The following is a 23,194-nucleotide window of genomic DNA, read 5'->3' on the forward strand; positions in this document are numbered from 1 at the left end:
GAGATGTTTTCGACGCCGTCCTACTGCTGGACGGCGTAGCACTCGATGTTCTTCTTCTTCAAAGCGGTGCAGGCCTTCCAGGCCGCGGTCTTGGAACCAAAGCCGCCGAAGCGGGCGCGGTAGTAGGTGACGCCATCCTTGTCGAAAGCGACAGTAAAGCCGGAAGCGTCGGCCAGGACCTTGGGTGCCTGTTTGGTGGTCTTGTCGAGGAATGCCTGGGCCTCCGACTGTTTTGGCGAAGAGGCGACCTGGATGGCCCAACCCGACGGCACGGATGCGGTGTTGACCGGATCGACAGTTGGAGCGGGTTCGGCATAGGCCGCCACCATCTGGGCCGTGGCGACCTGAGGAGCCGATACGATCACCGTCTTGACTTTCTTCGCCTTGACGAGTGGTGCAGCCTCTTCGCTCTGGGCCGTGGTGTCTTCCTGTTCGCTCTGGGCAGCGCTGTCTTCCGCTACAGTGGTATCGTCGGCGACGGCAGCGGCGTCCGTGTCGTCGGCGCTGGCCACCGCCATCGGCTTTTCGTCCGGGGTTGGTGCGTCGTGCTTGGGCAGCAGCACCTTGGCAAGCGCCTTGATCGGATTGCCGCCGTCGTCGGCCTGGGCGACGAGGGCGCCGCCGCCGCGTGTCGAGGCTCTCGGCATGTAGGTGTTGATGAGGGACGCCATCTGGTTGTCGCGGCTGCCGCCTGAGGTGCCGCCCATGACCACGGCGACGAGCCGGCGATTGCCGTCGGACACCGAGGAGACGAGATTGAAGCCGGAGGCGCGGGTGTAGCCGGTCTTGATGCCGTCGACGCCCTTGATGCGTCCGAGCAGCCGGTTGTGGCCGTTGATGCGCTGGCGGCCATAGAGAAAAGAACGCTGCGAGAAATAGCCGTAATATTGCGGGAAATGCTCCCTGAGCGCGATGCCGAGCGTCGCCATATCACGAGCGGTGGTGAACTGGCCGGGATCCGGCAGGCCGTTGGCGTTGCGGAACACCGTGCCGCCCATACCGAGCTGCCGCGCCTTGGCGGTCATCATGCGGGCGAAATTGGTCTCATTGCCGCCGAGCATTTCGCCGAGCGCGGTCGCCGAGTCGTTCGCCGACTTGGTGACCATCGAGAGGATCGCGGTTTCCACTGTGACCGAACCGCCCGGCTTGACGCCGAGCTTCGTCGGCGGCTCGGCCGCGGCATTGGCCGAAAAGACAACCGGCGAATTCCTGGCGATCTTGCCTTTCGCGAGTGCCTCGAACGTCAGATAGAGCGTCATCATCTTGGTCAGCGAGGCGGGATAGCGCCGGCCGTTGGCATCCGAGGAATAGAGCACCTTGCCGGTCTTGGCGTCGACCACGATGGCCGCGGATTTCGCCGCCAGCGACGAGGCTGCGCCCGCGACGACAAACGTCATCGCCAAGGCGACGACCATGATCGTTTTGAGAGGGGACACGGATTTCGAAACGATGCCCGACAACGCCTGACGCACTGATATTTCCCTTGAATTTCCCGTTGCGTTGGAGGCGGCAAAGGGTCCTGCCTCACTTCGGGCCAAGCTACCGGGCCAGCGTTACCAATCCGTTTATGGTAACCGCCGCGTTCACCATTTTCTTCGGGCTTGAAGCTCTCTTTATTTGATTTTTAGCGATTGGCCGCGGGTGCGGGCCGGAGCCTTGGCGAAAATGTTGACTTTTGTGCGCCGCACAATATATTTATCGTGCATTGCACAAGGGCGCCCCGAAGAAGGACGCTTCAACCGTTAAGGGAAAGCGTGAAATGACCCAGACCTATGAGGACTTCAGCAAATACGGCAAGGAGTTTGCCGATACCGGATTGAAGAGCTTCGCTTCGCTCTCCAAGGGTGCGCAGGCGATCGCCAGCGAAGCCGGCGAGTACACCAAGAAGAGCTTCGATGCCGGCAGCGCCGCTGTCGAGAAGCTGTTTTCGGCCAAGTCGCTGGAGAAGGCGATCGAGATCCAGTCCGACTACGCCAAACAATCCTACGAGGCGTTCGTCGCCGAGGCCACAAAAATTGGCGATCTCTATGCCGAACTCGCCAAGGAAGCCTACAAGCCGTTCGAATCGATTGTCGCCAAGACGAAGTAGTTTCGTCCGGCATTATCGGAATCAGGCCCTTGGGTCTGGGACAAAGCCCGGTCGCGCAAGCGTGGCCGGGTTTTTTCATGTCAATTTCCGCTTCAGGCCCCCGCACCCCTTCACGATTGCGAAAATCGGTCAAGTTTGGCCACCTAGCCATATTGTCAGCTAAACAGAAGGGCTTAAAATCGTCCATCGAACACCTACATGTCGAATTCGCATGAGGATTCGAAGAGGCAGGATTACGTGACGATCGGGTTGACTGCCACGAGACAGGTGGCGCGGATGCAGAACGGCGGCGGCGACGGCAATGAGGCCGGCCGCGGGACCGCTGTGATCACGCGCACCAAAACCAAAACCAAGAAGCCTAGCCTTTACCGGGTCCTCATTCTCAACGACGACTACACTCCCATGGAGTTCGTGGTTCACGTGCTGGAACGCTTTTTCCAGAAGGACCGCGAAGCCGCCACACGCATCATGCTTCATGTTCACAATCATGGGGTGGGCGAGTGCGGGGTCTATACATTCGAGGTGGCCGAGACCAAAGTGTCTCAGGTCATGGATTTCGCCCGACAGAATCAGCATCCGCTGCAATGCGTGATGGAGAAGAAGTGAGGTAACATGCCGGCTTTCTCCCAAGGCCTGGAAAAGGCGCTTCACCAGGCGCTGACGCTCGCCAATGAGCGGCACCATGAATACGCAACCCTTGAACATCTGCTGCTCGCGCTCATCGACGACACGGAAGCGGCCGCGGTCATGCGCGCCTGCAACGTCGATCTCGATGAGCTGAAGCACACGGTTCTCACCTATATCGACACCGAGCTCGACAATCTGGTCACCGGCTACGACGAGGATTCCAAGCCGACAGCCGGCTTCCAGCGCGTCATCCAGCGCGCGGTGATCCATGTGCAGTCGTCGGGCCGCGAGGAAGTGTCGGGTGCCAACGTGCTCGTCGCCATCTTCGCCGAGCGCGAGAGCCATGCTGCCTATTTCCTGCAGGAACAGCAGATGACCCGCTACGACGCGGTCAACTACATCTCGCACGGCATCGCCAAGCGTCCGGGCGCATCGGAGACGCGCTCGCCGCGCGGCGCCGATGACGAGCAGGGCGGCCAGAACGGGGCCGAACCGCAAGAGGAAGGCGGCAAGAAGAAGCAGCAGCAGGACGCGCTGACCGCTTATTGCGTCAACCTCAACAACAAGGCCAAGGCCGGCAAGATCGATCCCCTGATCGGCCGCGAGTCGGAGATCAACCGCACCATCCAGGTGCTGTGCCGCCGCTCCAAGAACAACCCGCTCTATGTCGGTGATCCCGGCGTCGGCAAGACGGCGATCGCCGAGGGACTGGCCAAGCGGATCGTCGAGGGCGACGTGCCCGAGGTGCTGCACAACGCGACCATCTTCGCGCTCGACATGGGCACGCTGCTCGCCGGTACGCGCTATCGCGGCGATTTCGAGGAACGGCTGAAGCAGGTCGTCAAGGAGCTCGAGGACTATCCCGGCGCTGTGCTGTTCATCGATGAGATCCACACGGTGATCGGGGCAGGGGCCACTTCGGGCGGCGCCATGGATGCGTCCAACCTGTTGAAGCCGGCCCTGTCTTCGGGTGCGATCCGCTGCATCGGCTCGACCACCTACAAGGAGTTCCGCCAGTTCTTTGAAAAGGACCGTGCCCTAGTGCGGCGCTTCCAGAAGATCGACGTCAACGAGCCGACCATCGAAGACGCCATCGAGATCATGAAGGGGCTGAAGCCCTATTTCGAGGAGTTCCACAAGGTTCGCTACACGAGCGAGGCGATCAAGGCTTCGGTCGAGCTGTCGGCGCGCTACATCAACGACCGCAAGCTGCCGGACAAGGCGATCGACGTGATCGACGAAACCGGCGCCTCGCAGATGCTGGTCCCGGAAGCCAAGCGCAAGAAGACGATCGGCATCAAGGAGATCGAAGCGTCGATCGCCACGATGGCGCGTATCCCGCCGAAGACGGTTTCGGCCGACGACGAGAAGGTGCTGCAAGGCCTCGACATCGAGTTGAAGCGCGTCGTCTACGGCCAGGACACCGCGATCACCGCGCTGACCTCGGCGATCAAGCTGGCGCGTGCCGGCCTTCGCGAACCGGAGAAGCCGATCGGCTCCTACCTGTTCTCGGGACCAACCGGCGTCGGCAAGACGGAAGTCGCCAAGCAATTGGCCGCCTCGCTCGGCGTCGAGCTGATCCGCTTCGACATGTCGGAATACATGGAGCGCCACACCGTCTCGCGGCTGATCGGTGCGCCTCCCGGCTATGTCGGCTTCGACCAGGGCGGTCTTTTGACCGACGGCGTCGACCAGCATCCGCACTGCGTGCTGTTGCTGGACGAGGTGGAGAAGGCGCATCCGGACCTGTTTAACATCCTGTTGCAGGTGATGGACCACGGCAAGCTGACCGACCACAACGGCAAGCAGATCGACTTCCGCAATGTCATCCTGATCATGACCACCAATGCGGGCGCATCCGATGCGCAGCGCGCGGCGATCGGTTTTGGCTCGACCAAGCGCGAAGGCGACGATGTCGAGGCGATCAACCGGCTGTTCACGCCGGAATTCCGCAACCGTCTCGATGCGATCATCCCGTTCGGTTCGCTGCCGGTGCCGGTCATCCATCAGGTGGTGCAGAAGTTCGTCATGCAGCTCGAGGCTCAGCTCTCCGAGCGTGGCGTTACCTTCGACCTGTCGTCTGATGCGATCGCCTGGCTGGCCGACAAGGGCTATGACGAGCGCATGGGTGCGCGGCCGCTCGGCCGTGTGATCCAGGAGCACATCAAGAAGCCATTGGCCGACGAGGTGCTGTTCGGCAAGCTGAAGAAGGGCGGCACGGTGCGCGTCACCGTCGAGAAGAAGGAAACCGGCGAGACCGGTCTGAAACTCGAATCGCTGGCCGACGAAGCGCCGGTGAAACCGAAGAAGGAAGAGCCGGAAGACGCCCCCAAGCCGAGAAAGGCCGTGGCCAAGAAGCCCGCCACAAAGAAGGCGGTGGCGCAGAAGTCGGAGCCCAAAGGCAAGGATGGCGGCAAGCGCAGTCTGGTGCCGCAATTGCCCCGGAAGAACTGATCCTGAGAAAAGTCGAAAAAGCCCCGGAAACGGGGCTTTTTTCATTCGAACAATGGGGTGAGCCCTGTGCATTGTGCGGATGCGATCCGCGAATGGCGTCTACCGGGAGCGGCGTACCCAATAGCTTTCAGAGGCTTGTGGATCCGTCCCTCGCAACCACCAGCGCTCCTGACTATACCGACGAAGCTTCTGGGCGGGCCAAAGGAATCTCGCTCGCGAAACAGGAAGCAATGGTCGTCCGGGACAATACCACTCCGGTGATTTTCCAGATGGCGACCGAGATCAGTATACCCGCGTAGCCGTCCGGGGCGTAGTGCCACCCAAGAACCACGGACCCGAGCATGATGATCGCCGCGAATATCCACATTGCGACGCCCAGCCGTGGAGACAGCCTCGTTGCATACAGCGCAAAAAGCACGGATGACGCGACATGAATGGAAGGGAACGCTGATATGCCCATGGTTCCTGAAGACACACCCTCATAGCCGTTCCACAACCGGTCCTGCACGGACAGTGCCCAGATCGGATAGTGGTTATTCGCCGATTGAAGTGCGTCCATGAGCGGCTGATAGAGATCGCCAAAACCTAACCTTGCAAAGTAGCAAGGGCCCGCGGATGAAAATGTCAAAGCAACGAAGAAGCCGCCGATCAGCCAGAGCAGCATGAAGCTGAGCAGAAACTGATGACGAAGAAGAGTGTCGCGGGTTGCCGCGACACTTGAAAAGACAATCATGATCAGCACCGCAAACCAGAAATTGTAGCAGAAATTAAGAAGACTGATGGCTGGCGGGCTTTCAAGAATCCACCAAAGCCAGTGGTAAGAAGCGGACCGAAATGCAGCTTGGTGCTGAACTGTGCAATGGCCTGGTCCCACGAGAAAGGCGCCAGTACGGCGACAGCGCCCTTCAGCACTGAGAAACCGGAAACAAAAATCAAGATCGCGGCAAGGCCGTTCACGCCATTGGCAATACGGTTTCTATCGGCCATCAATTGCCGGAAGGAAACCAACAAATGCTTGGCCGGCGATTTTTCGCGATCGACCAACGCCAGTTGAAGCAACCGGAACGCTGCATATCCACATCCAAAAATCCAGAAATAGACCACCAGATAAAAGGCATATTCATAAAGCAATGCGAAATCCGGCAAATTCCCGATCCGGGCGCCAACCGCAAAGCCTAATCCCAGAGTAAACAGCGCAACCGCATGAATAATGCGGTGCCGAAGAAACGATTCGACCAAGAGTTTTGAGAAAGCGGCATCATCATTGGCCCCGGACCGCCGGCTCAAATATTCGAAAGTATCTTGCAATGCATGCCCCTCTCGCGTGAGACGTGAGAAATGCCTCGCAAGGCTTGCTGGAGTATTAAGAAAGCAGCCGCTGGGTGGTCGTCCAAGCCGCCGCGATGATCGCTCGGTTTACAAAGACCTAAGATTTTGCGGCGAGCGCGGCCCGTATCTTCCCGGCATTCTGCGCCAGCACTTCAGGCTTTTCCATTGCGCCCGAGTGCGGCTTCAACGGGGTGCCGTCAAAACGCGGGATGACATGCACATGCAGGTGGAAGACGGTCTGCCCCGAGGCCGGCTCATTGAACTGCATGACGGTAACGCCGTCGGCGCCGAAGGCTCGTTTGACTGCCCGCGCCACGTTCTGGACGACCAAGAAAAGCGGACCGAAGGTTGACGGATCGGCGTCGAGCAAGTTGCGCGACGGTGCCTTTGGCACCACCAGCGTGTGGCCCGGCCCCTGCGGCATCACATCCATGAAGGCGATGACCGCCTCGTCCTCGTAGACGCGATGCGAGGGAATTTCGCCGCGCAAGATCTTGGCGAAGATGTTGTCGGTTTCGTAGGCGGTTTCGGCCATGGCGAAGGCTCCCGATTGTGCCTCTCGTGTAGCGAAGCCGTCGAAACTCGGCAAGATGATCATCGATCCTGCCCATCGGCGCGGCCCGGTCGCTACTCCTCCAGATCTTTGCGGAACGGCGTGTGCTCTTCCAGATATTCGCTCATCCGCTCGACCTCGCGTCGTTCGCGCCTGAGATAGTCGGCAACCGCATTGCGCAGGCCAGGATGCGCGATGTAGTGCGCGGAGTGCATCGTCACGGGCCGGTAGCCGCGCGCCAGTTTGTGCTCGCCCTGCGCGCCCGCCTCGACCACCTTCAGCTTGCGTTGGATGGCGAAGTCGATCGCCTGGTGATAGCAGACCTCGAAATGCAGGAAGGGATGATCCTCGATGCAGCCCCAGTTGCGGCCGTAGAGAGCATCGGAGCCGATGAAATTTATCGCGCCGGCAATGTAGCGGCCGTTGCGCCTGGCCATCACCAGCAGGATGTCGTCGGCCATACGTTCGCCGATCAGCGAGAAGAATTGCCGGTTCAGGTACGGCCGGCCCCATTTGCGGCTGCCGGTATCCATGTAGAAGGCGAAGAAATCATCCCAGGCCTTTTCAGTCAGGTCCTTGCCCGTCAGCCAGTCGATCGAGATGCCGTCGGCAAGCGCCTCGCGCCTCTCCTTCTTCATCGCCTTGCGCTTGCGCGAGGCAAGCGTGGCGAGGAAGTCGTCATAGGTTGAAAAGCCGTCATTGACGAAATGGAACTGCTGGTCGGTGCGATGCAGGAATCCCGCCGCTTCCAGCACCTCGACGTCGCTCTCGCGCGCGAAGGTGACGTGCGCGGAGGAAACGCCGAGTTTCTCCGTGACTGCCTTCAGGCCCGCCGCCAGCCCGGCCTTGACGCTGCCGGCGTCCTCGTCCTTGGCGACCAGCAGGCGAGGGCCGGTAACCGGCGAGAACGGCACCGAGCATTGCAGCTTGGGATAGTAGCGGCCGCCGGCTCGTTCGAAGGCATCGGACCAGCCATGGTCGAACACATATTCGCCCTGGCTGTGCGATTTGAGGTAACAAGGAACCGCGCCAAGCAGCCTGCCTTGCGCATTCTCCAGCCGCAGATGATGGCCTTGCCAGCCGGTGCGTCGCACGGCACAGCCGGAATCCTCGAGGGCACTCAAAAAAGCAAGGGAAACGAGTGGGTTATAGTCGTCTTCCGCATCGCCGCGCGCGGTCCCACCGAGGCTATTCCATTCATCCGGGGTGAAAGCGCCGATGCCGGCGGCGACGCGGATCGAATAGTCCGCATTTGCTGTCTGGCCGTCGCAGTCGTCGCCTTGATCCATGAGGCTTATTTAAGCTCCGCTCAGGCCGCTACAAGTCACGTTTCAGGCACTCGGCTTCAGGCGACATCGACCAGGTCGGGTTCGAACCCTTCGAACGTCATCTGGTCGGCGTATTTGAAGGTGAGGTCGATCGCCGGCTGGTCATGCACCGTCCAGGTGATGACCGGCATTTTGAGCTTTTCACGCACGAAGCTGACGAAGGGATTCGGCAAGTCGCCTGCGGCATAAGAGGTGAAGGCGAGCTCGTGCGCCAGCATGGCGAAATGCGCCTCGATCAATTTGGCATCCTTGCCGTAGGCGGTCAGTCCGCCGGGAATGCCCGGCGCATGTTTGGCAAAGTCGCGGATCAGCCAGTGATCGAACGACATGATCGCCGCCTTGCCCCGATAGCGCTTGAGCATCTTGCCGACGCGCGCCACCAAGCCTTCGTCACGGCTTGGAACTCCTTTCAGTTCGACGACCATCGGCACGCGGCCATCGACCAGGTCGAGCGCCTCCTGCAGCGTCGGCACATGGTCCGACGTGCCGCCGACCTTGAACGTCGCAAGCTCGGCCGCGGTGCGTTGCCAGACGAAACCGTCCTGTCCGGTCAGCCTTTGCAGATCCTGATCATGGATGATGACCGGAACGCCGTCCGAGGACAGATGCACATCGCATTCGATGGCATAGCCGCGCTCGGCTGCCGCGGCAAAGGCGGAAAGCGTGTTTTCCCAGCGCGTCTTGTTCATGTCGTGGAAGCCGCGGTGCGCAACGGGCCGGGCAGCCAGCCAGGATAGGTCGGTCATGGTGTTTCACTCGACTTCGAAGATCGCTTCGATTTCCACTGCGGCATTAAGCGGCAGCGAGGCGGTGCCGACGGCGGAGCGGGCATGCTTGCCGCGTTCGCCAAGGGCGGCGACCAGGAAATCGGATGCACCGTTGGCAACCAGATGCTGCTCGATGAAATCCGACGCCGACGCAACGAAGACGGTGATCTTCACCAGCTTGCGGATCTTCTCGAGATCGCCGAGTGCAGCCTTGGCCTGCGCCAGAATGTTGATCGCGCAGTATTTTGCCGCGTCCTTGCCGGCGGCGGTGTCGACGTCGCGGCCGAGCAGACCACTTGCCTGCAGCTTGCCGTCCTTGAGCGGCAATTGTCCGGCGGTGAACAGCAGGCTGCCGGTCCTGCTGTAGGGCACGTAGTTGGCGGCAGGCGCGGCGGCAACGGGAAGCGTCACGCCCAGATCGGTTAGCCGCTTTTCGATTGTTTCACTCATTGCTTTTCCCTATTGCTGGAAGGTGCCGCGCTGGCCGGGCCGAAACTGCTATTTTTGCCTCGCTTCCGCCACGACTTTTTTTAAGCTGGGCCATCTTTACCTGCGGCCTGCCATCAGCCGCGACGATCGGAGCACCTCATGCGCGCAACGCGCCTTGCATTCAACGCCGTTCTGTTGTCGGCAGTCTTCTCGATAGGCCCCGCCTTCGCCGTGCCGGCGCTGCAAGCGCACCGCGCCGTCTATGACCTGTCGCTGAACAAGGCGGACGATCGCTCCGGCATCACCGGTATCACCGGCCGGATGGTCTATGAGTTCAACGGTTCGGCCTGCGAAGGCTATACGGTGAAATTCCGTTTCGTCACCCAGATCGTCACCACTGACAGCACGAAGCTGACCGATCAGCAGACGACCACTTTCGAGGATGCCGAAGGCAAGACCTTTTCATTCGTGACCAAATCCTTTGTCGACCAGAACCTCGACAAAGAGGTCAAGGGCGTCGCCACGAAGGACACGAAAGGGCTCAAGGTCGATATTGACAAGCCCGAAAAGAACAGTCTGGAGCTCGCCGCCACCCAGTTTCCGACCCAGCATCTGGTCGAACTGATCGGCAAGGCCGAGAAAGGCGAAAACTTCTACCAGACAAACCTGTTCGACGGTTCGGAGGACGCCAATAAGGTCATGGCGACCACCGTCGTCGTCGGAAAGAAGACTGATGGCGACAAAGCCGATCCGGAAGCGCCGGCGCTGGCGAAGCTCGCCACCGACAAGTACTGGCCGGTCGACATAGCCTATTTCGACGACAGTACCAAGGATGGCGAGGAGGTGCCGGAATACCGGATCAGTTTCAAGCTGCATGAGAACGGCATCACGCGCGACCTCGTGATGGATTATGGCCAGTTCTCGATGACCGGCAAGCTGGTCAACCTGTCGCTGTTCGACCAATCGAAGCCTTGCCCGGCGTCGAAATAGCAGCAGCGCGGAATTGAGCGCCACGGCAAGCTTGATGGCTGTCTATGTCGATGCGGCGATCTGGAAGTGGGCCGGCCATCGCTGGTGCCATCTGCTGGCCGACGATATGGACGAGTTGCATCGGTTCGCCGCCGAGCTCGGCGTCAAGCGTTCGTCCTACCAGGGGCCGCCCAAGACATCGGCTCCCCACTATGACATAACCGGCTTCGAGCGCGACCGCGCGGTGCGGCTCGGCGCCATGGAATGCAGCCGCGAGGAGATCGTTGCGATCTTCCGGCGGGTACGCGTGCCGAACGGGAAGACACGGCGATGACTTTGACGGCATTTCTGGCCTATTGCGCCGCGATCACGCTGGCCGCCGCGACGCCGGGACCGGCGATGTTCGCGGTCATCACCAATGGCGTGTCTCGCGGTTTCCTCCGTGCTTTCATGGCTGGCGTTGGGGTTGCAGCAGGCGATGCGGTGCTGGTGACGCTCGCATTGCTCGGGCTGGTGGCGTTGGCGCAGACGTTCGAATGGATCTTTCTGCTGTTGAAATATGCGGGCGCTGCCTATCTGATCTTTCTCGGCGTCAGGATGTGGCGAGCTGCCGCCATACAAGCCAACGACCTCCAGGCTCCTCAAGCGGGATTGTCTCGGTCGTTCCTGCTCGGCGCGTCCATTGCGCTCGGCAACCCGAAGGCGATTCTGTTTCATGCCTCGATCATGCCGCTGATCCTCAATCTCGACACCATGACCTTCGCCGACGGTCTGCTGGTGGTCCTCGTCGTGATCAGCGTCAATATTCTCACGATGGGCATCTATGCAGCGCTGGCGGGTCGGGCATCGGGCTGGTTCAGGACACCGAGACGGATGCGGCTGATGAACAGATTTGCCGGCAGCGCCATGATCGGCACCGGAGCGCTGATTGCCGCACGCTGAGCGGTGAAGCACCTCACGGCACCTCACGGCTTGCGTTTGTCGCGCTTCCCCTCTATATGCGCGCTCATTCCACACACGGACTTTGGTGTCTGCCGGGAGAAATCCGGCTGAAACCTCCGGTGGCGTTCGAGGACTTCGTCCAGAAATGCCTGTGTCCGTGGAGGCTAACCGGAAAGGAAAATGAGAATGGCTCTGCCTGATTTCAGCATGCGCCAGCTTTTGGAAGCTGGCATTCACTTCGGCCACCAGACCCACCGCTGGAACCCGAAGATGGCGCCTTACATCTATGGCGCCCGCAACAACATCCACATCATCGACCTCTCGCAGACGGTGCCTTTGCTGCACCAGGCGCTGAAGCAGGTCTCCGACACCGTCGCCAAGGGCGGCCGCGTGCTGTTCGTCGGCACCAAGCGCCAGGCGTCGGACATCGTCGCCGACGCGGCCCAGCGTTCTGCCCAGTACTATGTCAATTCGCGTTGGCTCGGCGGCATGCTGACCAACTGGAAGACGATCTCGAACTCGATCCAGCGCCTGCGCAAGCTCGACGAGATGCTGGCCGGCGAGGCCCAGGGCCTGACCAAAAAAGAGCGCCTAAACCTCGACCGCGAGCGCGAGAAGCTCGACAAGGCGCTGGGCGGCATCAAGGACATGGGCTCGACGCCCGACCTGATGTTCGTGATCGACACCAACAAGGAAGCGATCGCCATCCTCGAGGCCAAGCGGCTCGGCATCCCGGTCGTCGCCATCATCGATTCGAACTGCGATCCGGACAAGATCGATTTCCCGATCCCCGGCAATGATGACGCGGCGCGCGCCATCCAGCTCTACTGCGACCTGATCGCCAAGGCGGCAATCGACGGCATCGCTCGCCAGCAGGGCGCGCTCGGCGTCGATGTCGGTGCCTCGGTGGAAGCTCCGGTCGAGCCGGCTCTCGACGAAACTCCGGCGGCGCAAGCTCCGGAAGCGTGATAGCGAAGGCCGGACCACGGCCTTCATCTTTCTCATATTTTGCGCGTTAAACGGACGCACCGTCGAGATTCGATGGTGCGTCGGCGCATTTGAAACAAAGAGGCGACAATGAGCATTTCGGCTGCACAGGTCAAAGAACTCCGCGACTTGACCGGCGCGGGCATGATGGACTGCAAGGCGGCGTTGAACGAGACCAACGGCAACATGGAAGAAGCCGTCGACTGGTTGCGCAAGAAGGGCATTTCCAAGGCCGACAAAAAGGCCGGCCGCACCGCCGCCGAAGGTCTGATCGGTGTCGATTCCGGCGTCCGCGAGGCCGCGGTCGTCGAGGTCAATTCCGAGACCGACTTCGTGGCCCGCAACGGGGCTTTCCAGGAAATCGTCGCCAACGTGGCCAAGGTTGCGCTCGCCTATGGCACGACCGAGGCGGTTGCCGCCGCCAAGTATCCGGGCTCCGACAAGTCGGTTACCGAGGCCATCAAGGACGCCGTCGGCACGATCGGCGAGAACCTGGGCTTCCGCCGTTCGGCCAAGCTCACCGTTCCGCACGGAGCGGTCGCCACCTACGTCCACAACGCGGTTGCCGACGGCCTTGGCAAGCTCGGTGTGCTGGTTGCCATCGAGACCACGGGCAACGAGCATGCGGCCAACGCGTTTGCCCGCCAGGTGGCCATGCATGTCGCCGCCACCAACCCGATGGCGCTGACGACCGAAGAGCTCGATCCGGCAGCGGTCGAGCGCGAGAAGGCGATCTTCGCCGACCAGGCGCGCCAGTCGGGCAAGCCGGAAGCGATCATCGAGAAGATGGTCGAGGGCCGCTTGCGCAAGTTCTATGAAGAGGTCGTGCTCCTGAAGCAGGCTTTCGTGCTCAATCCCGACATCACCGTCGAGAAGGCGCTGAAGGATGCGGAGAAGGATATCGGCGCTCCGGCCAAAATATCCGCCTATCTGCGCTTCGCGCTGGGCGAAGGCATCGAGAAGGAAGCGACCGATTTTGCGGCGGAAGTCGCGGCGGCGGTCAAGAAGTAAGGTCGCCTTCGGGCGCTCTATCCTTTCGACTGGATTTATCGGCCGGGCGTCCGCAGGGCCGCCCGGCCGATTTCGTTTGCGGTATCGATAAAGGCCCTGAGTTTCGGCGCCATCGCCGCCCGCCGCGGAAAGTAGAGGAACAGTCCAGGTTCCTCGATCGCCGTTTGCGGCAGGATCTGGACGAGGCGGCCAGCGGCAAGGTCCGCGCGCACCAGCGGCTCGAAGACATAGGCAAGGCCCAGCCCCGCAAGAGCGAGATCGATAGCGGCAAGCGAATCGGTAACGATGGTGGTGCCGCGCGTCTCGACGACGAGATCCTTGCCGTTCTCACTCAGGTCCCAGCGGTAGAGCGCTCCGGACCGAACCAGCCGGTAACCGATGCAGTTGTGGTCCGCGAGGTCGGCCACATCGCGCGGACGGCCATGCCGTCCGAGATACGCGGGGGAGGCAACGATCACGGCGTGAAAGGGCGGCGTCAGCCGGACCGTGACCATGTCCTGCGCGATCATCTCACCCAACCGGATGCCGGCGTCGAAACCCTCGCCGACAATGTCGACAAGCCGTTGATCGGTGAACAGCTCCACCGTCACATCAGGATATCGCTCGGCCATTGCTGCGACCACGGGCGTCACCGCCAACGGGATAGCGATGTTGGAAACATTGATCTTGAGCAGGCCAGATGGCTTGCCCTTGATCGCACGGATCCGATCCATCCGCTCGCCAATGTCCTGAAGGGCAGGGGCCGCCGTCTCCACCAGCGCCTTTCCGGCTTCCGTCAGCGAAACGCTGCGCGTCGTACGCGCGAACAACGGCTGACCGATGCGCTCCTCCACCAGGCGCACGGCGTGGCTGACCGCGGAAGGACTCATGCCGAGTTCGGCCGCGGCAAGCGCGAAGCCGCCCCGCCGGGCAACGGCGACCACCACTGGCAGATGGCTAAGAAGATCTCGATCCATTCATGAAGGATATCGCATAGTCCTTGCGAACAACGCAATCTTATCGATGGCTGCGCGCTGGCCCACATTGTCGCCAGCACACGGGCGGTGGGCCGATGCACAAGGAGAAGACACATGAATGCGTTGAAGCACGTCACCTTCGCGGCAGGCATTGCCCTGGCGCCGGTCGATGCCGGGGGCGCCGCGACATTTGAGACACCCGACTGGCAGGCGCTCGCTGACGAGCGTGCCGTCATCCGTATCGCCGACGGCATCGACCGCGCCGTCGACGCACAGGACTGGAAGCTCGCCCGCAGCTATTTCGCGGATCGGGTCACCGCTGATTTCAGCAGCCTGTCGGGACAGCCCGCGGCCAACATCGCCTCCGACGATCTGATCGGTGCCTGGGCCGGGAACCTCAAGGGCAGCAAGACAAGCCTGCATCTGCGCACCAATCATCAGGTCGTTATCGAGGCGGACACGGCGACTGTCCTTTCGAACGGCTATGCCTGGAACCGGATGGAAGGCAATGGCGACCCGCTCTGGGAAGTCTGGGGCACCTACGAGCACCATCTGACGCGTTCCGGCGCCAGCTGGAAGGTGGACGGCTTCACGTTCCGCATGACGCATGAGCGCGGCAATCCGTGGGTCAAGACGACCCCTGGACAGTGACGCCGCGGCGTTCATCACCAATTATCGGGAGACGATCATGACCATGTCCTATTATACGCTCGGCAACAGCGGATTGCGCGTCACGCGCCTGGCACTCGGCACCATGACCTTCGGAACGGAGTGGGGCTGGGGCGCCGAAAAGCAGGCCGCGCGGGAAATGTTCGACGCCTATGTCGAGGCTGGCGGCAATTTCTTCGATACAGCGGACCTCTACACCGGCGGCACTGCCGAAGCCTGGCTTGGTGAATTCATCGCCGAGCGCGGGCTGCGCGACAAGGCGGTAATCGCCAGCAAGTTCGCCATGAACATGCAGCCCGGCAATCCGAATGCGGGCGGCAACGGCCGCAAGAACATCATGCGGGCGGTCGATGCGTCGCTGAAGCGCTTGGGCACCGACTATATCGACCTCTATCTCTTGCATATCTGGGATAGGCTGACGCCGGCCGAAGAGGTCATGCGCACGCTCGATGACCTGGTGCGGATGGGCAAGGTGCGTCATGTCGGCCTGTCCGACGTGCCGGCATGGTATGCGGGACGGGCGCAGGCGATCGCCGAGCTGCGCGGCTACGAGCCGGTCTCGGCTTTGCAGCTCGAATATTCGTTGGCCGAGCGCGCGATCGAGCACGAGTTCGTGCCTTTCGGCACGCGCCATGGCGCCGGCATCATGGTCTGGAGCCCGTTGGCCAGTGGTTTGCTCAGCGGCAAATATCGACCAACGCAGACAGGAAATGCCGGGCGGCTCGACGGCTTCCGCAACTCGACGCATCCGGGATTCCAGAAGTTCACGCAGCGCAATTGGGCTATCGTGGCCGAACTTGAGAAGGTCGCATCGGATCTTGCCCGCAGCATGCCCCAGGTTGCGCTCAACTGGGTGGCGACACAGCCGGGCGTCGCTACCGTCATCCTTGGAGCGACGACACCAGCCCAGATGCGGGACAATCTTGGTGCGCTGGATTTCGAGATCCCCGCCGCGCTTCGCGAACGGCTGGATCTTGTCAGCAGCATTCCGGCACCATTTCCCTATTCCTATTTCGGATCGGAGATACAAGCGCGCGTCACCGGCGGTGCGGTAACCGGCGACAAGCCCTCCGGCTATACGTCGCCGGTGCTTGTCGAGGGCGAATCCGCCAGCGTGTCCACAAGCTGACCAATCCGGGAATTTCCCGCACGGGCGCCGCGTGACATCGCGGCGCCCTTCGTGTATCGGAACCCAGTGTTTTTGGGACGGCGCGTTACGAATGCCGGCCAGGATGCGCCACGCAAAATGACGAGGACCAGATGACGGTGAAGCCCCTCTACCGACGTGTCTTGTTGAAAGCGTCGGGCGAAGCGTTGATGGGCGAACAACATTTCGGCATCGACGTTTCGGTGGTGGATCGGATCGCCGCCGACATCGCCGAAGCCCGCGCATTGGGCATCGAGGTTGGCGTCGTCATCGGCGGCGGAAATATCTTTCGTGGCGTGGCCGTTGCCTCCAAGGGCGGTGACCGCGTCACCGGCGACCACATGGGCATGCTTGCCACGGTCATCAACTCGCTGGCACTGCGCACATCGTTGAACAAGATCGGCGTCGACGCCGTGGTGCTTTCGGCGATTGCCATGCCCGAGCTTTGCGAGAGCTTTTCGCAGCGCCAGGCGACGGCCTACATGAACCAGGGCAAGGTCGTGATCTTTGCCGGCGGCACCGGCAATCCGTTCTTCACCACCGATTCGGCGGCGGCGCTTCGCGCGGCCGAGATCGGTGCCGACGCGCTGTTCAAGGGCACCCAGGTCGATGGTGTCTATTCGGCCGACCCGAAAAAGGACCCGCATGCGACACGTTTCGAGCGCATCAGCCACGCCGAAGTCATAAATCGGGGTCTTTCCATCATGGATACGGCAGCGATTGCACTTGCGCGCGAAAATAACATTCCGATAATCGTCTATTCGATCCACGAAAAGGGTGGTTTCGGCGATATTCTAAGGGGCGGCGGCCGCTGCACGGTCGTCGCTGACGATTGAGCCGGGGCCTGGTCCCGAAAACGGGAAAACCGGCTTTCGAAAATCAGGCTCGAACGTGGGGCGGCGCCCTGAAGCAGTGAACCCGCGTCAGACGGGTCGAGGAGACTAAGATGAGTGGTGAGTACGACGATCTCAAACGGCGCATGGACGGGGCGATCGCGGCGTTCAAGCACGATCTGGCTTCGCTGCGGACCGGTCGCGCCTCCAGCAATCTGCTCGACGCGATCCAGGTTCAGGCCTATGGCACCTCCATGCCGATCAATCAGGTGGCCAACGTTTCGGTGCCGGAGCCGCGGATGATTTCGGTATCGGTCTGGGACAAGTCCATGGTCGGGGCGGTCCACCGCGCCATCCGTGAATCCAATCTCGGCTTCAACCCGATCGTCGATGGCACCAATCTCAGGATTCCGCTGCCTGAACTCAATGAGCAGCGCCGCAAGGAACTGGTCAAGATCTCGCACGGCTACGCCGAGAACGCCCGCATCGCCGCGCGCCATGTGCGCCGCGACGGCATGGACTTCCTGAAAAAGGCGGAGAAGGACGGAGACATCAGCGAGGACGATCAGCGCAAGCGTTCGGACCAGGTCCAGAAGCTCACCGACGAGACGATCAGCACCATCGACCATCTGCTTTCCGAAAAGGAAGCTGAAATCATGCAGGTTTAGGGTTGGCCATAGGCCGATCCGAAAGCGAGATCATGGCAACGCCCGCGCATGTCGCGATCATCATGGATGGAAACGGACGCTGGGCCAAGGCGCGCGGCCTGCCGAGGCTTGCCGGTCATCGGGCTGGGGTCGAGGCGCTGCGCAAGACGGTGCGCGCGGCACCCGGCCTCGGCATTTCCTTCCTGACCGTCTATGCCTTCTCGTCGGAAAACTGGTCGCGTCCGAAGTCCGAAGTCAGCGACCTGATGGGGCTGTTGAAGCTGTTCATCCGCCGCGATCTGGCCGAACTGCACCAGAGCGGCGTGCGCGTCAGGATCATCGGCGACAGGGCAGGGCTGCAGCCCGATATCAGAGGACTGCTCGACGAGGCCGAATCGCTGACATCGGGTAATGAAGCACTGACGCTGGTGATCGCCTTCAACTATGGCGGACGCGACGAGATCGTGCGCACGGCGCGCAAGCTTGCCGCGGCCGTGGCGCGCGGCGAGCTCGACAGCGAGGCGATATCAGCCGAAAGCTTTGCCGGCGCTCTCGACACTCAGGGCATTCCAGATCCCGAACTGGTCATACGCACCAGCGGCGAGCTTCGGCTTTCCAACTTCCTGCTATGGCAAGCTGCCTATAGCGAGCTGGTCTTCCTGCCTTGCTACTGGCCGGACTTCAGCCGTGAGCACCTTGCCGAGGCTTTGCGCGAATTTGCCGGCCGCGAACGCCGCTTCGGCGGATTGGACCCGCAAGACGTCGCTTCGCGGCCGGCAGCGGGATGAGCAATCTCCAACTTCGCGTCGTTTCCGCGGTGGTGCTCGCCGTCGTCGCCCTTGGCCTGACCTGGCTCGGCGGTCTGCCCTTCCGATTGCTGTGCGCCGTCATTTCGGCGGTGATCTTTTATGAGTGGACACGCATGTCGCGTCCGGCCGGGGTCCCGGGCCTCGGTTTCCTGCCGGAAGCGCTGGCCGCGATCTTCATCGGCGCCTTGATCGCCGGCCTTTCGGCATCCTGGCTGCTGCCGCTTGTCGTGATTCTGGTCGCCATAACGGCGATTGCCGCCACGGTTCGCAGGACCGGGCAATGGGACGCCAGCGGTCTTGCCTATGCCAGTGTATCCGGTCTGTCGCTCGCCCTGCTGCGGGACGGCGACCGTTCGGGTCTCGTCGCCATCCTGTTCCTGTTCGCTGTGGTCTGGGCAACCGACATTTTCGCCTATTTCGTTGGGCGTGCCGTCGGCGGTCCGAAACTCGCGCCGTCGATTTCGCCCGGCAAGACGCGCAGCGGTGCGCTCGGCGGAGCCGTTGGCGGCGTCGTCGCGGGGCTCGTCCTGGCCGCCATTGCCGGTACCGGCAATCTGGCGCTGCTTGGCCTTGTGGCGCTCGTGCTGTCGATTGTCGCCCAGGCCGGCGACCTGTTCGAATCATGGGTCAAGCGCCGGCACGACCGCAAGGATTCGGGCGCGATCATTCCTGGCCATGGCGGCGTCATGGACCGTGTCGATGGGCTTGTCGCGGCGGCTTTCGCCCTATACGTCATCGGCTGGATTTTGGCGGGCGCCGATCACCCGGCACATGGGCTGTTTCCTGTTTGAGTTGTGGCATTTCAGGGCGCCGAGGCGCTGCGCGCCTTGGATTCGCCCGGATTGATGTCACAGTCACGGCACTATCCCTGCGCCGTGGAAGGATTTGAGGTTTGTCTTGAACGAGATTCTTCACGCGCTTTTCAGCACAGAAGGCTTTGTCCTCGGCACGCTCGTGCCTTTCCTCTTTGTGCTTACCGTGGTCGTATTCGTCCACGAAATGGGCCATTATCTCGTTGGCCGCTGGTGCGGCATAGGCGTGAAGGCGTTCTCGATCGGCTTCGGCCCCGAACTCTACGGCTTCAACGACCGCCATGGCACGCGCTGGAAGCTGTGCGCGATACCGCTTGGCGGCTATGTCAAATTCGTCGGCGACATGAACGCCACCTCCAGCCAGCCCAGTTCGGAAGAACTCGAGACACTGACCGACGAGGAGCGCAAGGTCGCCTTCCATACGCAACCGATCTGGAAGCGCGCGGCAACGGTGGTGGCCGGGCCGCTGTTCAATTTCCTGCTGACGATCGTCGTCTTCGCCGTGCTGTTTTCGGCCTATGGCCGTTACGTGGCGGAGCCCATGGTGGCGGAAGTCACGGCCGACAGTCCGGCGGCGAAGGCCGGCATCTTGCCCGGTGACCGATTCGTCAGCGTCGACGGCAGCAAGGTCCTGACCTTCGGCGATGTCCAGCGGCTGGTTTCAGGCCGCGGCGGCGATACCATCACTTTCGTCATGCTGCGTGACGGCAAGGAAGTCACGGTGACCGCGACGCCGCGCCTGATGGAGCAGGAGGACGCACTCGGCAACAAGGTCAAGGTCGCCGTGATCGGCGTCGTCAACAACAAGGAACTCGGCCAGCCGCGTCTCATCACCTACACTCCGGTGGGAGCGGTTGCGGCGGCGGTCGAGGAAACCGGGCACGTCATCCAGCGCACCGGACAGTTTCTGCAGCGTTTCGTTGTCGGTCGTGAGGACAAATGCCAGCTGGGTGGCCCGGTCAAGATCGCCGACATGGCCGGCAGGGCGGCAAAACTCGGATTCGAATGGCTGGTGCAGCTCGTTGCGCTGCTGTCCGTAGGGATCGGTATTCTGAACCTTTTGCCGATTCCCCCCCTCGACGGCGGTCATCTGTTGTTCTACGGGGTTGAAGCCGTCATCCGCCGGCCGGTGTCGGAACGGATGATGGAAATGGCCTATCGGGCCGGTTTGCTTCTGGTGCTGTGCTTCATGGGGTTCGTTTTCTGGAACGATCTGTTTGGATGCTGAAATCATGAAGAAATTTGGCTTTGGCATGGTCGATGTTGAGACGCCGTTTACCATGCACGGGGATATGAGTGACGCGAAAGCCACGCACCAGGGTTAAGTAAATACAAATTAACCAGAAGCCTTGCGTGTAGGGAAAATCCGGTTAATACGGTACGGGAAATTACCGCACGTCCGGTTTTCTCGCCGTGGGGACTACGAGAAAAGGTTATTAAGCCCGATGAAGGCAGCATCCAAGTTTCTGAGCGCCGCTTCTGCGGTGGCTATGTCCGCCGCTCTGGTCGTACCAGGCGCGCTCGCAGTGCAGTTCGTTGCCACATCGGCGGCCGAAGCCGCTGTCGTCAGCAGGGTGGAAGTGAGCGGCAACCAGCGTGTCGACGCCGATACCATCCGCAACTACATCACCATCAAGCCGGGCAAGGCCTTCTCCAGCTCCGACGTCGACAGCGCGGTCAAGGCGCTGTTCGGCACCGGGCTGTTTTCCGATGTGCAGATCAACCAGGTCGGCTCGACGCTGGTGGTTAAGGTTGCCGAATACAAGGTCGTCAACCAGGTGTTGTTCCAGGGCAACAAGAAGCTCAAGGACAATGCGCTTGCGGCCGCGGTGCAATTGAAGCCGCGCGGCACGTTCTCGCAGGCGACGCTCGATGCCGACGTCGAGGCGGTCAAGGCCGCTTACAGGCGCATTGGCCGGGACGATGCCGGCGTGACCACCCAGGTCATGGAACTCGGCGACAACCGGGTGAACGTGGTGTTCCAGGTCAATGAAGGCGACCGCACGCAGATCGCGGCGATCAATTTTGTCGGCAACAGCGCCTATTCGAGCCGCCGCCTGTCGGACGTGATCACGACCAAGCGGTCGTCCTGGGTTTCTTTCATCCTGCGCGACGACGTCTATGACGACGACAAGCTGCGCGCGGACCAGGAACTGCTGCGCCGCTTCTACTACAATCACGGCTACGCCGATTTCCAGGTCGTCTCGGCTGTCGGCGAACTCGACAATGCGACGAACAAGTACACGGTCACCATCACCGTCCAGGAAGGCGAGCGTTACACGTTTGGCGACATCAGCGTCGAAAGCACGATCCCGGAAGTCGACGGCAAGTCGCTGGAATCGGTGATCGAGACCCACAAGGGCGACGTCTACAACGCCAAGAATGTCGAAGACAGCATCATCGCACTCACCGAGAAGGTGGCCGGTTCAGGCTATGCCTTCGCACAGGTGACGCCACGCGGTGATCGCAATTTCGAGAACCACACGATTTCGGTGGTCTATACCATCGACCAGGGCACCAAGGCCTATGTCGAGCGCATCGAAATCCGCGGCAACGACCGCACGCGCGACTACGTCATTCGCCGTGAGTTCGATGTCAGCGAAGGCGACGCGTTCAACCAGGTGCTCATACAGCGCGCGAAGAAACGCCTGGAAGACCTCAATTACTTTGATAAAGTCGAAGTCTCGACAGTGCCCGGCTCGCAGCCGGACCAGGTCGTGCTGGTGGTCGACGTGGTCGAGAAGTCGACCGGTGAGTTCTCGGTCGGCGCCGGTTATTCGACCGGTGGCGATACCGCCGGTCCGTCCGTCGAAGGATCGATCACCGAACGCAACTTCCTCGGCCGCGGCCAGTTCATCAAGCTGTCGGCAGGCGGCGGCAAGAAATCACGCGACTACAGCATTTCGTTTACGGAGCCTTATTTCCTAGGACGGCGCATCGCCGCCGGCTTCGACATTTTCAAGGCGACGCGTGAATACGACAACTACGACAGCGATACCATTGGTGCGACGGTGCGCTTCGGCCTGCCGATTACCAACAGCATCACGACCCAGCTGGCCTACAACATTTCGCAAGAGAAATATAAGCTGGACGATGATTGCGTGACCGGTGGCATCTATGATCCCTTGAAGTGCAATGTTTCCAACGCCATCTTGGATGGCATAGATCAGAGCCCATGGATCAAGTCGTCGGTCAGCTTGGGGCTGGTCTACAACACAATCGACGACATGAAGAACCCGCATGAGGGTATCTATGCCAACACGACGGTGGAAGCTGCCGGTCTCGGTGGTGACGCCAAATTCGTGAAGGTCACCGCGCGCGGCAGTATCTATCAGACTCTGTCGGAGCAGCTCGATCTGGTCGGACTCATTTCAGGCGGCGCTGGTCATGTGATGGGCTACGGAGAAGGCGATCTTCGGGTGTTCGACCACTTCCAGAGCACCGATCGGATGATCCGCGGCTTCGCTTATGGCGGTATCGGGCCTGTCGACAACGACGGTGCGGGTGACCATCTCGGCGGCACGACGTATTTCAATGCGTCGGCGGAAGCCCAATTCCCGCTGCCGGTTGTCCCAGAAAGCTTCGGCCTGCGCGGCGCTGTGTTTGCCGATGCTGCAACGCTCTATGGCAGCAAGGTTGCCAGCGGCTTGGTCGATCCAAATTCCACCGACATGAAATTGCGCGCCTCGGTCGGTATCGGCTTGATGTGGGCCTCGCCGTTCGGCCCGATCCGTATCGACTATGCGGTCCCGGTCAAGAAGGAAGCGACCGACGACGTGCAGGAATTTAACTTCGGCATATCGACCCGCTTCTGATCGGCGGGCAACGATGCTCCC

The 23,194-nt window shown here is 61.3% G+C and carries 24 protein-coding genes; 16 read left to right on the forward strand and 8 right to left on the reverse strand.

The genetic code is table 11. From position 1 onward, the window contains the following. Positions 1 to 20: 20 nt before the first annotated feature. Entirely contained in the window at positions 21 to 1,472 is a 1,452-nt protein-coding gene (locus NKJ26_RS00715) for a D-alanyl-D-alanine carboxypeptidase (RefSeq protein WP_352692974.1), read from the reverse strand. 287 nt (positions 1,473 to 1,759) lie between these two features. Between NKJ26_RS00715 and NKJ26_RS00720 the strand changes: the two genes are divergently transcribed. The 3 genes from NKJ26_RS00720 to clpA all read left to right on the forward strand — a co-directional run bounded on the left by NKJ26_RS00720 (position 1,760) and on the right by clpA (position 5,170). Next, positions 1,760 to 2,089, forward strand: a complete 330-nt coding sequence (locus tag NKJ26_RS00720; protein ID WP_027025117.1) for a phasin family protein — start codon at positions 1,760 to 1,762, stop codon at positions 2,087 to 2,089. Between the two features lie 276 nt (positions 2,090 to 2,365). Continuing rightward, positions 2,366 to 2,695 (forward strand): ATP-dependent Clp protease adapter ClpS, encoded by a 330-nt coding sequence (gene clpS, locus NKJ26_RS00725; protein WP_010909565.1) that lies wholly within the window; start codon positions 2,366 to 2,368, stop codon positions 2,693 to 2,695. 6 nt (positions 2,696 to 2,701) lie between these two features. Continuing rightward, entirely contained in the window at positions 2,702 to 5,170 is a 2,469-nt protein-coding gene (clpA, locus tag NKJ26_RS00730) for an ATP-dependent Clp protease ATP-binding subunit ClpA (RefSeq protein ID WP_352692976.1), read from the forward strand. A gap of 172 nt (positions 5,171 to 5,342) precedes the next feature. On the opposite strand, the gene NKJ26_RS00735 is transcribed toward clpA, so the two are convergent. From NKJ26_RS00735 to NKJ26_RS00760, 6 genes are all read right to left on the reverse strand, one after another. Next, complete coding sequence (locus NKJ26_RS00735; RefSeq protein ID WP_352693293.1) at positions 5,343 to 5,972, reverse strand: phosphatase PAP2 family protein; 630 nt, start codon at positions 5,970 to 5,972, stop codon at positions 5,343 to 5,345. Beyond that, positions 5,906 to 6,478, reverse strand: a complete 573-nt coding sequence (locus tag NKJ26_RS00740) for a hypothetical protein (protein WP_352692978.1) — start codon at positions 6,476 to 6,478, stop codon at positions 5,906 to 5,908. The genes NKJ26_RS00735 and NKJ26_RS00740 overlap by 67 nt, the downstream gene beginning before the upstream one ends. 118 nt (positions 6,479 to 6,596) lie before the next feature. Continuing rightward, the gene (locus NKJ26_RS00745) at positions 6,597 to 7,034 is read right to left on the reverse strand and encodes an HIT family protein (protein ID WP_352693295.1); all 438 of its coding nucleotides are present in this window, start codon (positions 7,032 to 7,034) and stop codon (positions 6,597 to 6,599) included. A 92-nt stretch (positions 7,035 to 7,126) separates the two neighbouring features. Beyond that, positions 7,127 to 8,341, reverse strand: a complete 1,215-nt coding sequence (locus tag NKJ26_RS00750) for a GNAT family N-acetyltransferase (protein WP_352692980.1) — start codon at positions 8,339 to 8,341, stop codon at positions 7,127 to 7,129. Positions 8,342 to 8,397: 56 nt separating this feature from the next. Continuing rightward, positions 8,398 to 9,126 (reverse strand): glycerophosphodiester phosphodiesterase, encoded by a 729-nt coding sequence (locus tag NKJ26_RS00755; protein ID WP_352692982.1) that lies wholly within the window; start codon positions 9,124 to 9,126, stop codon positions 8,398 to 8,400. 6 nt (positions 9,127 to 9,132) lie between these two features. Beyond that, a complete protein-coding gene (locus tag NKJ26_RS00760; protein WP_352599354.1) occupies positions 9,133 to 9,597 on the reverse strand; it encodes a RidA family protein in 465 nt (154 codons plus the stop codon). A gap of 138 nt (positions 9,598 to 9,735) precedes the next feature. On the opposite strand from NKJ26_RS00760, the gene NKJ26_RS00765 reads away from it, so the two are divergent. The 5 genes from NKJ26_RS00765 (at position 9,736) to tsf (ending at position 13,485) form a co-directional block, all read left to right on the forward strand. Then, a complete protein-coding gene (locus tag NKJ26_RS00765) occupies positions 9,736 to 10,566 on the forward strand; it encodes a cell envelope integrity EipB family protein (protein WP_352692984.1) in 831 nt (276 codons plus the stop codon). A 34-nt stretch (positions 10,567 to 10,600) separates the two neighbouring features. After that, a complete protein-coding gene (locus NKJ26_RS00770; protein WP_352692986.1) occupies positions 10,601 to 10,879 on the forward strand; it encodes a DUF4031 domain-containing protein in 279 nt (92 codons plus the stop codon). Beyond that, positions 10,876 to 11,487, forward strand: a complete 612-nt coding sequence (locus NKJ26_RS00775; protein WP_352692988.1) for a LysE family translocator — start codon at positions 10,876 to 10,878, stop codon at positions 11,485 to 11,487. The genes NKJ26_RS00770 and NKJ26_RS00775 overlap by 4 nt, the downstream gene beginning before the upstream one ends. Positions 11,488 to 11,673: 186 nt before the next feature. Next, positions 11,674 to 12,456, forward strand: coding sequence for a 30S ribosomal protein S2 (gene rpsB, locus NKJ26_RS00780; protein WP_352606391.1), 783 nt, complete (start codon positions 11,674 to 11,676; stop codon positions 12,454 to 12,456). Between the two features lie 108 nt (positions 12,457 to 12,564). Then, positions 12,565 to 13,485 (forward strand): translation elongation factor Ts, encoded by a 921-nt coding sequence (gene tsf, locus NKJ26_RS00785; protein WP_027025106.1) that lies wholly within the window; start codon positions 12,565 to 12,567, stop codon positions 13,483 to 13,485. A gap of 35 nt (positions 13,486 to 13,520) precedes the next feature. Here tsf and NKJ26_RS00790 read toward each other — a convergent pair whose 3' ends face one another. After that, complete coding sequence (locus tag NKJ26_RS00790; protein WP_352692991.1) at positions 13,521 to 14,441, reverse strand: LysR family transcriptional regulator; 921 nt, start codon at positions 14,439 to 14,441, stop codon at positions 13,521 to 13,523. Between the two features lie 114 nt (positions 14,442 to 14,555). On the opposite strand from NKJ26_RS00790, the gene NKJ26_RS00795 reads away from it, so the two are divergent. From NKJ26_RS00795 to bamA, 8 genes are all read left to right on the forward strand, one after another. Next, positions 14,556 to 15,092, forward strand: a complete 537-nt coding sequence (locus NKJ26_RS00795; RefSeq protein WP_352606385.1) for a nuclear transport factor 2 family protein — start codon at positions 14,556 to 14,558, stop codon at positions 15,090 to 15,092. A 37-nt stretch (positions 15,093 to 15,129) separates the two neighbouring features. Continuing rightward, positions 15,130 to 16,239, forward strand: coding sequence for an aldo/keto reductase (locus NKJ26_RS00800; protein ID WP_352692993.1), 1,110 nt, complete (start codon positions 15,130 to 15,132; stop codon positions 16,237 to 16,239). Between the two features lie 131 nt (positions 16,240 to 16,370). Then, positions 16,371 to 17,093, forward strand: coding sequence for a UMP kinase (gene pyrH / locus NKJ26_RS00805; RefSeq protein WP_027025102.1), 723 nt, complete (start codon positions 16,371 to 16,373; stop codon positions 17,091 to 17,093). A 110-nt stretch (positions 17,094 to 17,203) separates the two neighbouring features. After that, positions 17,204 to 17,758 carry a ribosome recycling factor gene (frr, locus tag NKJ26_RS00810; protein ID WP_352692995.1) on the forward strand — a complete coding sequence of 185 codons (555 nt, stop codon included), beginning with the start codon at positions 17,204 to 17,206 and terminating at the stop codon, positions 17,756 to 17,758. Positions 17,759 to 17,790: 32 nt separating this feature from the next. Next, a complete protein-coding gene (locus NKJ26_RS00815; RefSeq protein WP_502903067.1) occupies positions 17,791 to 18,525 on the forward strand; it encodes an isoprenyl transferase in 735 nt (244 codons plus the stop codon). Further along, a complete protein-coding gene (locus NKJ26_RS00820; protein ID WP_352692997.1) occupies positions 18,522 to 19,337 on the forward strand; it encodes a phosphatidate cytidylyltransferase in 816 nt (271 codons plus the stop codon). Before NKJ26_RS00815 ends, NKJ26_RS00820 begins: the two co-directional genes overlap by 4 nt. A 106-nt stretch (positions 19,338 to 19,443) precedes the next feature. Beyond that, positions 19,444 to 20,586 carry an RIP metalloprotease RseP gene (gene rseP / locus NKJ26_RS00825; RefSeq protein WP_352606378.1) on the forward strand — a complete coding sequence of 381 codons (1,143 nt, stop codon included), beginning with the start codon at positions 19,444 to 19,446 and terminating at the stop codon, positions 20,584 to 20,586. Positions 20,587 to 20,803: 217 nt separating this feature from the next. Continuing rightward, on the forward strand, positions 20,804 to 23,173 hold the full coding sequence (gene bamA / locus NKJ26_RS00830; RefSeq protein WP_352692999.1) for an outer membrane protein assembly factor BamA: 2,370 nt from the start codon (positions 20,804 to 20,806) through the stop codon (positions 23,171 to 23,173). Positions 23,174 to 23,194: the final 21 nt, after the last annotated feature.

It is taken from the genome of Mesorhizobium sp. M0152 (assembly GCF_040322415.1).
Classification (GTDB): Bacteria; Pseudomonadota; Alphaproteobacteria; order Rhizobiales; family Rhizobiaceae; genus Mesorhizobium.